This is a genomic window from Salinicola halimionae (assembly GCF_003206065.1).
Lineage (GTDB): Bacteria > Pseudomonadota > Gammaproteobacteria > Pseudomonadales > Halomonadaceae > Salinicola > Salinicola halimionae.
The window spans coordinates 92162-103639 of sequence record NZ_PZJQ01000007.1; the positions used below are offsets into that span (position 1 = coordinate 92162).

General features: G+C 58.4%; 10 protein-coding genes and 4 tRNA genes. 8 read left to right on the top strand and 6 right to left on the bottom strand.

The window, feature by feature from the left end:
- Positions 1-8: 8 nt before the first annotated feature.
- From DOM27_RS17385 to DOM27_RS17395, 3 genes are all read right to left on the bottom strand, one after another.
- Positions 9-596: an anthranilate synthase component II gene (locus DOM27_RS17385; protein WP_110658097.1), complete on the bottom strand. Its 588-nt coding sequence runs from the start codon at positions 594-596 to the stop codon at positions 9-11.
- A 358-nt stretch (positions 597-954) separates the two neighbouring features.
- Complete coding sequence (locus tag DOM27_RS17390) at positions 955-1320, bottom strand: hypothetical protein (RefSeq protein WP_110658099.1); 366 nt, start codon at positions 1318-1320, stop codon at positions 955-957.
- Between the two features lie 291 nt (positions 1321-1611).
- Positions 1612-1687: transfer RNA gene (locus DOM27_RS17395), tRNA-Ala, on the bottom strand.
- A gap of 404 nt (positions 1688-2091) precedes the next feature.
- Between DOM27_RS17395 and DOM27_RS17400 the strand changes: the two genes are divergently transcribed.
- The 7 genes from DOM27_RS17400 to dusA all read left to right on the top strand — a co-directional run bounded on the left by DOM27_RS17400 (position 2092) and on the right by dusA (position 7519).
- Entirely contained in the window at positions 2092-2739 is a 648-nt protein-coding gene (locus DOM27_RS17400; protein WP_110658101.1) for a response regulator, read from the top strand.
- Positions 2740-2823: 84 nt separating this feature from the next.
- The gene (uvrC, locus tag DOM27_RS17405) at positions 2824-4665 is read left to right on the top strand and encodes an excinuclease ABC subunit UvrC (RefSeq protein ID WP_110658103.1); all 1842 of its coding nucleotides are present in this window, start codon (positions 2824-2826) and stop codon (positions 4663-4665) included.
- Positions 4666-4726: 61 nt separating this feature from the next.
- Positions 4727-5275, top strand: a complete 549-nt coding sequence (gene pgsA / locus DOM27_RS17410) for a CDP-diacylglycerol--glycerol-3-phosphate 3-phosphatidyltransferase (protein WP_110658105.1) — start codon at positions 4727-4729, stop codon at positions 5273-5275.
- A gap of 63 nt (positions 5276-5338) precedes the next feature.
- Positions 5339-5413, top strand: a tRNA-Gly gene (locus tag DOM27_RS17415).
- A 172-nt stretch (positions 5414-5585) separates the two neighbouring features.
- A tRNA-Cys gene (locus tag DOM27_RS17420) sits at positions 5586-5659 on the top strand.
- Positions 5660-5759: 100 nt separating this feature from the next.
- Positions 5760-5848 (top strand) — tRNA-Leu (locus tag DOM27_RS17425).
- Between the two features lie 633 nt (positions 5849-6481).
- The gene (dusA, locus tag DOM27_RS17435; protein ID WP_110658109.1) at positions 6482-7519 is read left to right on the top strand and encodes a tRNA dihydrouridine(20/20a) synthase DusA; all 1038 of its coding nucleotides are present in this window, start codon (positions 6482-6484) and stop codon (positions 7517-7519) included.
- A gap of 41 nt (positions 7520-7560) precedes the next feature.
- Here dusA and DOM27_RS17440 read toward each other — a convergent pair whose 3' ends face one another.
- The 3 genes from DOM27_RS17440 to DOM27_RS17450 all read right to left on the bottom strand — a co-directional run bounded on the left by DOM27_RS17440 (position 7561) and on the right by DOM27_RS17450 (position 10085).
- The gene (locus DOM27_RS17440; protein WP_110658111.1) at positions 7561-8583 is read right to left on the bottom strand and encodes a succinylglutamate desuccinylase/aspartoacylase family protein; all 1023 of its coding nucleotides are present in this window, start codon (positions 8581-8583) and stop codon (positions 7561-7563) included.
- A gap of 67 nt (positions 8584-8650) precedes the next feature.
- Positions 8651-9262 carry a YceI family protein gene (locus tag DOM27_RS17445; protein ID WP_110658113.1) on the bottom strand — a complete coding sequence of 204 codons (612 nt, stop codon included), beginning with the start codon at positions 9260-9262 and terminating at the stop codon, positions 8651-8653.
- Between the two features lie 61 nt (positions 9263-9323).
- Complete coding sequence (locus DOM27_RS17450; RefSeq protein ID WP_110658115.1) at positions 9324-10085, bottom strand: CDP-alcohol phosphatidyltransferase family protein; 762 nt, start codon at positions 10083-10085, stop codon at positions 9324-9326.
- A 397-nt stretch (positions 10086-10482) separates the two neighbouring features.
- On the opposite strand from DOM27_RS17450, the gene DOM27_RS17455 reads away from it, so the two are divergent.
- Positions 10483-11454: a zinc-dependent alcohol dehydrogenase gene (locus tag DOM27_RS17455; RefSeq protein ID WP_110658116.1), complete on the top strand. Its 972-nt coding sequence runs from the start codon at positions 10483-10485 to the stop codon at positions 11452-11454.
- Positions 11455-11478 lie beyond the last annotated feature (24 nt).

Below are 11478 nucleotides of genomic sequence, written 5' to 3' on the forward strand. Positions count from 1 at the left end.
GTTTCAGATCAGGCACGCCGTTTCAAGAAATTGGCCAGCAGTTCGTGCCCCTGGCGAGACAGAATCGACTCAGGATGAAATTGCACCCCTTCGATGTCGAGCGTCTTGTGCTTCAAACCCATGATCAGCCCCGGGGTCGGATCATCGTCGTCGACCCACGCCGTGACTTCAAGACAAGCCGGTAGTGTCTCTTCGTCTACGACCAGCGAGTGGTAGCGCGTCACTTCCAACGGATCCTCGAGTCCCTCGAAGACACCCTGCCCTCGATGACGGATCCGAGACGTCTTGCCATGCATGACCTGCGGCGCACGAATCACGTCGCCACCATATACCTGACCGATGGCCTGATGGCCCAGGCAAACACCCAATATCGGCAGCTTTCCGGCAAAGTGCCGAATCGCCTCCATGGAAATACCCGCTTCATTGGGCGTGCACGGCCCCGGCGAAACCACCAGATGAGTGGGCGCATGGCGCTCGAGGTCAGCAAGATCCACTTCATCGTTGCGCACCGTAATCACCTCTGCGCCCAACTCACCCAGATACTGGACGATGTTGAAGGTAAAGCTGTCGTAGTTATCGATCATGAGGACAGACATAGATTCAAGCTCCTGATATCACTAGCAGATCGAGCATTGGCTGCAATTCGTTACCCAAGACATTATCCAAGTCGACCATGTCACCTATGCCAACCCCACGGAGCGCAACAGACAAACGAAAAATGCCGCCCCGAGGGACGGCATTCTTTTCGGACGTCAGTCTACAGACGTCGGCATGCCGCCCTTGGGTCAAAGGCGCCACCACCACTGGTTCAGTCTGTGCGTTGGGCTCATGTTCATGTCCGACATATTGCCGCTTGGCGACTTGACCTGTCAATTGGTCACACGGGGTTGTCGGCGCAGGCTTTTCCTGACGCTCCCTGCTCTGTACCTCACTGTCTACACCTCATACTCAATCTCACACCGGCTGGTCCTCGACGAGGTACCCCTCAAGATGCATCAGTAGTTCGTCGATATCGGGAAAAATAGGCTCGACCGCGGCCTGCCCAGCCCTCAGAGGACCCAGTCGTACGCACAGGAATTGCCAGAAAACCAAGCCGTAGTTACCGAGGTATTGACCGGTTCGAGACTGCTGGGGAACGCCTTCGCCACCCGCGAGTCGTCGTGCCAGGTAAGGAATGATCCGATCATGGAGCTGCTCGAATGCCGCCATGTCGCTTGCCGCCTCTGCCGTCAGCCCTGGCAAGGCGGGCATCAACGCCTCCCAGCGCTGCGGGGACGAAAACTTCGGTCTGATTGCTACATCAAAAATGAACTCTTGCATCTCTACTCCCCGCAACACTTTTGGCTGCTCGACACGAATCGCTGTCGCGTTCGCGGCATGCAACATTGTGAGAGACGTGCAACGGAGCAAAAAGACGAAGAACCGAGAATAATTAGGCTAATTCAGATTGGAAACTAGAGCCGGGAACCTGGGCGAGAGAACTTTGCCAGCCTTCGCCAAATGCGGGTGTCCCCGTGAGCCCATCTCTCTGAATCATCTTGAAACTCAATTGGAGAATACGAAAAAGCCGCTCGACGCGTTAGCGCCAAGCGGCTCATTCGAAAGCATTCTTGGTGGAGCCTAGCGGGATCGAACCGCTGACCTCAACACTGCCAGTGTTGCGCTCTCCCAGCTGAGCTAAGGCCCCTGATAACTACTGCTGTCCCGCAGGACGCGACGCACTATAGAAGGCCTCAAACTCGAGGTCAACCCCCTAGGTAATCCCTAATACCGGCATCTCCCCACTCTGGAGCACAAGCACCCCGCATCCGTTTGCCGAGCGCAAATCCCAAAGCCGATTATGGAGCATATGGTCCGAGAATCTGTCACACTCATTAACATCAGAGCAAAATCGGACATCTCAGAATACCGATGCAGCGGTCCCCACTGCCACGAAGGCTCCATCTAGGCGGATGTTGACGCAAAGGCTTTGGACGCTAGCGCTTAACCAGCCCATGCAGGAACGGCGTGTTCAACGAGCCAATGGTGGGCGCTAAACTCAGTCGCCTATATAAGCAGTTTCGAGGGCAACGGCAGAATTCAGGAGTCACCTTGATCAGGGTATTGGTAGCCGACGACCATCATCTGGTGCGTACGAGTATTGCTCGCGTATTGGCCAGCGAGCCTGACATCGAGATCGTTGCCGAAGCCGACAGCGGAGAGAGCGCGTTGCAAGGCTGTCGGGACCACGAGCCGGATATTGCGATGATCGATATTCGCATGCCGGGAATCGGTGGTCTGGAAACGATTTTGAAGCTGCTCAAGACGCAACCCGCCATTCGAATCGTCGTACTTACCGGTCAGGTCGAGGAAAGCACTGCACAGCGACTGATCGATTCCGGCGTCACCGGTTTCATCAGCAAGGGCACCGAACTGGACCTGATGATAGACGCCGTACGCCGCATTGCCAGCGGAGAGCGTTTCATCAGTCCCGATATCGCACAGCGAGTGGTGCTAGCACGTGGCGCAGGACATCAGAGCCCATTCGATCAGCTTTCGCACCGCGAATTGCAGATCGCGACCATGATCATCCACTGTCAGAAAGTGAATCGTATCTCGGAGCAGCTCTGTCTCAGCCCCAAGACGGTCAACACCTACCGCTACCGTATCTTCGACAAGCTTCAGGTGCAGTCGGACGTGGAACTGACGCATCTCGGCCTCCGCTACGGGATGCTGGAAGGCTTCGAGTCGACATCGTGATCGCCTTTGAAACATGAACCCAGGTTACCGTTCGATCGCGGCAAACCTCGGCGTGTACTGCCAGGATTTTGATATACTTCGAGAATGAACGAATCCCCGATCGACACCCCGCCACGCTTTGATGCCAAGCACTTCCTGAAGTCGGTTTCGGAATCGCCGGGCGTTTACCGCATGCTCGACGAGCATGCCAACATTCTCTACGTCGGCAAGGCCAAACGCCTGAAGCCGCGGCTGGCCAGCTATTTCCGTGGCGCCCTGAATGCCAAGACCCAGGCACTGGTCGCGCGAATCGAAGACATTCAGGTCACGATCACCCGCAGCGAAACCGAGGCTTTGCTTCTCGAGCAGACCTTGATCAAGGACCTACGGCCGCCTTACAACATATTGTTGCGCGACGATAAGTCGTATCCCTATGTCTTCGTCAGCGACCGGCACCCCTACCCCGCGCTAGAGTTCAAGCGCGTTCGGCAGAAGCGGCGTGATGGACGCTATCTCGGTCCCTACCCGAGTTCCACAGCGGTTCGCGAGAGCCTTTCGCTGATGCAGAAGATCTTTCACATTCGCAACTGCGAAGACAGCGTCTTTGCGCATCGCCACCGCCCGTGCCTGCAGTATCAGATCAAACGCTGCAGCGCTCCCTGCGTCGATTACATCAGCGAGGCCGATTACCGTCAGGACGTCGAGCACGCCATGATGTGCCTCGAAGGGCGTAGCGAGCAGGTTACGCAGCAACTGACCGCCAGCATGGAGCGCGCCAGCGACTCGCTCGACTTCGAGGAAGCTGCGCGCCTGCGGGATCAGATTCAGCAGTTACGCCGGCTTCAGGAGAAACAGTACGTTGACAACGCCGATGGCGATGCAGACATATTCGCTCTCGCCGAGCAACCGGGCGGACTGTGTATTAGCGTGCTTGCCATTCGCCAGGGGCGCATGCTCGGCGCAAGACACCATCAGCCCGACAACGGCCTGGATCTCGCCGCAAATGAATTACTCAGCGAATTCGTCAGCCAGTACTATCTGGGGCAGTCCAAGGAGATTCCGCTCGAGATCATCGCCTCGCATCCATTGACGGATAGCGAACTGCTGCAGGCCGCGTTGAGCGAGCATGCTGGCCGCCGAATTCGCGTCGCCTCACAGGTACGCGGCCACCGCGCGCAGTGGCGGAAACTGGCCATTACCAACGCCGAGCAGCATCTGGCGACCCAACTCGCCAATCGCAGTCAATTGGGCAAGCGTTTCGAATCACTGCGCGACGCGCTGGACATGCCGGCGCCCCCGGCTCGCCTCGAGTGTTTCGACATCAGTCATAGCCATGGCGAGGCGACGGTTGCCTCCTGCGTGGTGTTCGATCAGAACGGGCCCGCCAAATCCGACTATCGGCGCTTCAATATCGAAGGCGTGGCCGCTGGTGACGACTACGCGGCAATGCGTCAGGCGCTGACACGTCGCTTCAAGCGCCTGCAGAAAGGCGAGGGCAAACTGCCCGATATTCTGATCGTCGACGGCGGCAAGGGCCAATTGAACATGGCCAGAGAAGTGCTTGTCGAACTGGAAGTCACCGGGGTCGCGCTGATCGGCGTCGCCAAGGGCACCACTCGCAAGGCCGGCCTGGAAACCTTGTTCATCGAGACGGTGGACCGCACACTCGATCTCGATACCAGCTCGCCGGCACTGCATCTGATTCAGCATATTCGCGACGAGGCACACCGTTTCGCGATCACCGGGCATCGTCAGCGTCGCGACAAGCAACGCCGGACTTCAACGCTACAGGATATCCCTGGCGTTGGACCGAAACGTCGCCGGGAGCTGCTACGCTTTTTCGGAGGTCTGCAGGGCGTGCGCAAGGCCACCAGAGACGATCTATCACGCGTTCCCGGGATCAATGAACAGATGGCGGCTACCATTCATCAGGCGCTTCATGGATGAGCACACTCATCAGGCGTAAACTGCCCGACTTTCACCTCCCAGTAAGGATGCTAGTGGCACGATGAACATTCCCAACATGCTCACCCTGGCAAGAATCGTGTTCATCCCGCTCATGGTGGTGCTGTTCTATATCCCCTACAGCTGGAGCCTGCTCGTGACGGCGGCGCTGTTCGGCCTTGCCGCGATTACCGACTGGCTGGACGGCTATCTGGCCAGGCGCTGGGATCAGAGCACACCGTTCGGCGCCTTCCTCGACCCCGTCGCGGACAAGGTAATGGTGGCGGTCGCGCTGGCGCTGCTGATCGAGCGTTACGAGACTTGGTGGCTGACGCTGCCCGCACTGGTCATCATCGGTCGGGAAATCGTGATCTCAGCCCTGCGTGAGTGGATGGCGGAAATCGGCCAACGCAAGCAAGTCGCCGTATCCTGGATCGGCAAATCGAAAACGACGCTGCAGATGATTTCTCTGCTGCTGCTGCTGGGCTTTCCCCCGGCCTCCTCCATCGCCCATCTAGGCATCGTGCTGCTCTATGCAGCGGCCTGCCTGACGCTGTGGTCGATGGTTCAGTATCTCAAGGCGGCGTGGCCGGAACTGACTCGCTCGCTCTGACCGAAAAACGACATAAGCGTTTGACACTTACGCACTTATCCTTATAATGCGACGGCGTGTTCAGCGGGAATAGCTCAGTGGTAGAGCATCGCCTTGCCAAGGCGAGGGTCGGGAGTTCGAATCTCCTTTCCCGCTCCAAACACAAAGTGTAAAGAAACGGATAGCGAGACAAAAAGTTGGAACGCCACCCGACGGATGGCCGCCCCATCGATCTCCTTTCCCGCTCCAAACGCATATTTCGATCCGAGATATCCAAGTCATCTGTACTGAAAGATCAGTTCAAACGACAGATTCTCGTAACTCGAAATCAGGCTGGATGGCAGAGTGGTTATGCAGCGGACTGCAACTCCGTGTACGCCGGTTCGATTCCGACTCCAGCCTCCACTTCTCTAGTACATCGAATCCGCGTGATTCGGTTACTCCCGTGGTAACCGGTACTTCGTTTTTCAAGAAGCCACCGGACAAGATTGACCGGATGTCGTCGGCCCGGATGGCGAAATTGGTAGACGCAAGGGACTTAAAATCCCTCGGAGCTAACGCTCCGTGTCGGTTCGACCCCGACTCCGGGCACCAACTACAGGCTAGTAACACTTCCCTCGTTAAAAAAACCCAACGGCACCTTGAGACTTTTAGTTATTCCTCTATAGGCTTCCGATAAATCATAACCGTTGTTGTTGGTACTTCCCGATCACTGCGCTTGATACGTCTTTTCCGAAACGTAGCTATTGATATACGTCATTAGGGAAACGTCCTTTTATTGCCAAGCTACAAAGCGAAGTGCCGTTCTCGATAGACATCACTCGGAACGAAGTGCGAGAAAAAATTGACGATGAAGCCCAAGGAAAAAAGCGACTCGATGACACTTGGCGCTGCCACCCCGCGCACCGAATCAAAGTCGTCGCAGGGAAGCGACAAAGGCGTCAGGTAGATTTGTTGCCGCCGAAAGTGGACCCGACCGTTGGCGGCGAACTTGCGAGCCCCGCCTCTGATGGAAGCTTTATCGGCCAATGCTTCGATGACTTGAACATACGCCAATGCTTGAGCCGCGCCATGCGAAGCGGTCTGAAATAAGCGACACTTTCGCGCGCCGTTTCGACGTTGCGTTGCCCCATGGGCCAAGACGGTCCGCGTCGATTACAATGCTCTTCGACCACGATACCTTTCAACCACGGCTTTGACCAAAAGCTTTACCATGACTCTGACGCCATGACCCATCGCCAACCCAACGCCACGACAGCAACCTTCGACCGTACCTTCTCCGTTGCCCCCATGATGGAATGGACGACGAGGGACTACAGAGCGCTGGCCCGCTGCCTGACGCGGCGCGCACTGTTGTATACGGAGATGGTAACCACTGGCGCGATTCTACACGGCTCACCACGGGAGCGTTTCCTTGGCTATGGTGCCGTCGAGCACCCGCTGGCGCTGCAGCTGGGCGGGAGCGATCCTGCGGAGCTGGCAGAGTGCGCGGTCATTGCCGAAGAATGGGGCTACGACGAGGTCAATCTCAACGTGGGCTGTCCTAGCGATAGGGTGCAGAACAACATGATTGGCGCCTGTCTGATGGCCTACCCCGACAAGGTCGCCGATGCCGTGGCCGCGATGCGTCGCGCAGTATCGATCCCGGTCACGGTGAAGTGCCGCATCGGTATCGACGACCAGGACGAGGATGCCGATCTCGAGCGCTTCATCGAACGGGTGGCGGCGGCCGGTTGCGAGACCTTCATCGTGCACGCTCGCAAGGCTTGGCTGCAGGGACTTTCCCCCAAGCAAAATCGCGATGTACCGCCGCTCAACTACGAACGCGTCTATCGTCTCAAGGCCAACCACCCGGCGCTGCATATCGGCATCAACGGCGGCGTGAAGACGCTGGAAGCTTGCCAGATGCATCTGGCGGCAGGCGCGGATAGCGTGATGGTCGGCCGCGAAGCCTACCAGAACCCCTGGCTGCTGGCCGGGGTCGACAGCATGCTCTATGGCGATAACGCGCCGACTTTCAGTCGCCACGACGTCGCCCGCGCCTTTCGTCCCTACGTGATCGAGCGGCTCGACGAAGGCGCCAAGCTCAACCACGTGACCCGACATCTGCTGGGGCTGTTCCAGGGTTGCAAAGGGGGCCGTCGGTTCCGTCGCCATCTATCGGAACATGCTCATCGAGACGGCGCCGGCATCAGGATCTACGATGACGCCGTCGGCTTGGTGGACGAGCAAAAATTGATGGAAGCCTCACCTGAAGCGATCTAGAAGCCGGTAGTTTAGAAACCGGAAGGTTTTAAACAGGGAATCTAGAAGCCGGAAGTCTCGTAGCGGGACTGAAAGCTTTCCACCGCGTTCTCGACGTCATCGATCTCCTCATAGCGAGCGACGTGAAATAGCGCCTCGCCCTCGTTGACCAACGGCAGATTGCTCATACCGATAACGATGCCGTCGGCACTCGCGACCACTGGAGCCTCATCATTGCCGAACGGATCGGCGACCACCCCCAGTGTCTGCTGTTTGGCGACCCGCGCTCCCAGCCTGACACGCGGCCGCAGGATGCCATCGATTGGCGCTCTCGCCCAGCTGGAACCATTGGCAATTTCCGCCGCTGGCGGTGTACGCCGTCGACTGTCCGCCGGCAGCATGCCGATCAGGCGCATGACACGTCGAATCCCTCGAACCCCGGGCGCAATCGCCCACTCGTCGAAACGCAGCGCCTCGCCAGCCTCGTAGGTCAGCACCGGCACGCCACGATTCTGGGCGTACTCACGTAGGCTCCCCTCGCGCAGCTCGGCATTCAGAATCACCGGTACGCCGAACGCCTCGGCCATGGCCTGGGTCTCGAGATTCTGGCGCAGCTGAGAGCGAATCTGCGGCAGATTGGTGCGATGGATGGCGCCGGTGTGCAAGTCGATGATATGCGTGGCCCGATCAACCATCTCTTCGCGCAGTAACGCGGCGATACGCGAGCCCAGCGAGCCGCTTTCGCTCCCCGGGAAGCAGCGGTTGAGATCGCGACGATCCGGCAGATAACGTGACTGGTGCACGAAGCCGAAGACGTTGACGACCGGCACGGCGATCAACGTGCCCCGCAGGCGCGAAAGGTTCGGCAGTCTCAGTAGTCGGCGAACGATCTCGACGCCGTTCAGCTCGTCGCCGTGAATCGCGCCACAGACCAGCAGTACCGGGCCCGGCTGGCGGCCGTGAACCACCTCGACCGGAATATGCAGCGGCGCATGCGTGTAGAGCTTGGCGACCGGCACGTCGACCTGACGCCGGGTCCCGGGCTCTATTCTCTCGCCAACGAGCGTGAAAACTTCCTGCGCCATGACAACCCTTGGTAGTGAAAGGCAAATATAATGAAGATCTTATGATCATCGTAAAGCCATCATGCCATCAAGGCGAGTCATCCTGCTGCACGGCTTCCAGTTCGAAGATCAGGGTCACGTGATCACCGACCATCTCATTGTTGACGCCATAATCCATTCCCCAGTCGCTGCGATCGAGAGCACCTCGAACCGACAATCCTAAAGTGCGCCGTCCATGACCAAACGGATAAACCTCGTCCTTGTTCAGTGTCACATCAAGCGTTACCGGCTCAGTATGCCCCAGCATGGTGAGCTCCCCCTCGAGCGTGCCGGTGGTCGGTGATGAGGGCTCGAAGTGAGAGGCCACGAAATGCAGCCGGGGATAATCGTCGGCATCCAGAAAATCGTCTTCACGAAGGTGGCGGTCACGAGCGTCGAGATTGGTGAAAACGCTGTTGGTCTGGATCGTGATCTCCGCCGAACTCAACGTCTGCATCTCCCGGTCGTAGACGAAACTGCCCTCGCCTTCCAGAAACTGGCCCAGCAGATTCTCATAACCCATGTGCTCCACCATGAAAGCAATGGTGAAGTGCTCGGGATCGATCTCGAAATGTCGGGGCTCGGCTTGCGCCGTCGATATCGTCGAAGACAGCAAAAGGGCCAGGGACGCGGTCAGTAAAGGCAATCGCATTGGGCCCATGAGGACTCCTTGTCATGAAGAGGAATAGGGGGAAGAAGGAAGCGCTGGCGTTCGAAGGTGATCAAAATTCGGTATCGTCGACAGGCCGTCGGCGCCAGAGCCAGACGATGTCCCGACCGAAGGAGAGCGCCAGCAACAGCGCCGCCAGCAGTGCAAATCCGCTAGCCCAGGCGGGTTCGATGAAAGGCAGCAGGCAGACCATCAACGTCGCCACCTGCCAGACGCAGACCGTCTTGCGCAGGACGCTATCGGGCAGCGCACGATTGAGCCAGGGCGAATAGATTCCCGCAATCACGAACGCGTAACGAGCCAGCCCGATGACTAGAATCCAAGAGCCGACCTTGCCCAAGGCAATCACTGCCGTACACAGCACGACGATGAAAAATGCGTCCAGCTCCATATCGAAGCGTGCGCCAAATGCGCTCGACGAGCCGGTTCGACGTGCCACCCAGCCATCGATACCGTCGAGCGACAACGCCAGCAACGCCAACGCGGCAATACCCTCGGCATGTCGCTGGATAAAATCCGGATAAACCACGACACCTGCGATGATGGCGATCAGTACGGCACGGATCAACGTGATGCGATTGGCCCAGCCGAGACCGTGACGAGACGCAGGCCAAGCCCACAGCACCGCCGTGGCGATCGCCACATAGATCCCGCCCGCGGTGAAGCGCAACCCCAAAGGAGCGGAAAATGCCCACTGCACCCATTCGGTCAACAAGGCGACCAGAGCCAAGCCCGCCGCCAGCTCGACCCACCCCCGAATGGACCGGAACCGCCGTGAAGGCGCCACCGGTATACGCGCCGACGAATGTCGCATCGCTGGATCCCTCCCATCGCAAGATCGTAGTCTGACTCCCGTCCGGCGCAGTCGCCATCGATATCCGGTACGCGATCCGTACAAGTTTGGATGCACTTTGCCTCTTTTGCGAGAAACGCGCTTCAACCGACACGCATAGCCATCCACGAATGGCTCCACGGCCGGAACGAACAGAGAATCCGACACCCAGAAGGCACGCCCCTCGCGACCGCCATGTCAGTCAATCTCAATCCGCCGATTTTTATTTGTACACTATCTGTACAATGCTAAATCGTCACATTCTGCCATACTCCCTCATAGGATAACGTCGAACCAAAGCGATACGAACTAAAGTAAGACGAACTCGAACAACGGCGAGCCGGCCACTCATATCTGTCTTCATGGAGCGAAGCTTTCAATGACCACGCCTTACGCCCACGCTTTCTGGTCACTCGGCGACGGTACCGGTGAAATTCGCCAAGCCGAGCTCAGTGCCAGCGGCGACCTGATGGTGAGAACCTGCTACTCGGCCATCAGTCGTGGCAGCGAGACTCTGGTTTTCAACGGCCAGGTGCCGGTCAGTGAATACCAGCGAATGCGCGCACCGTTTCAAAGCGGCGAGTTCCCAGGCCCGGTCAAATATGGCTATTCCAATGTCGGCGTCGTCGAACAGGGCGCTCACGACTGGCACGGTCGGTATGTCTACTGCCTTCACCCTCATCAGACCCATTACCGCGTCACCGTCGACGACGTTGTCCCGCTGCCAGCCGACGTGCCACCGCAACGGGCAATCCTCGGCGCCAACATGGAGACGGCACTCAACGCCTTGTGGGATGCCGCTCCCGGCATTGGAGACCGTATCAGTGTCATCGGTGCCGGCGTGGTCGGCTCTCTGGTAGCGTGGCTTTGTGCTCGGTTACCCGGCGCCCACGTCCAGTTGATCGATATCGATGAGCGCAAACGTTTCCTCGGCGATGCTCTGGCCGTCGATTTTCGCACCCCGGAAACGGCCGCTGCCGAACAGGATCTGGTCATCCATGCCAGTGCTTCCGATGCTGGCCTGCAGACGGCTCTTTCTTTGGCCGGGTTCGAAGCGACCGTGCTCGAAATGAGCTGGTACGGCAGCCGCGAGGTCAACCTGCCGCTCGGCGAAGCCTTCCACGCTCGTCGCCTGACGCTGCGTTCGAGCCAGGTCGGCAGCGTGTCGCCCGGCCATCGTCCTCGCTGGGATCACAAGCGGCGGCTCTCTCTCGCCCTGTCGCTACTCAACCACGACTGTCTGGATGTACTGATCAGCGGAGAAAGCCACTTCCGGGATCTGCCAGAGACACTGAAGCGGCTTAGCCAGCGCGACGACCATACCCTGTGCCAACGCATCCGTTACGGCTGATCCACGTAACCTGCTCGGCTCGCC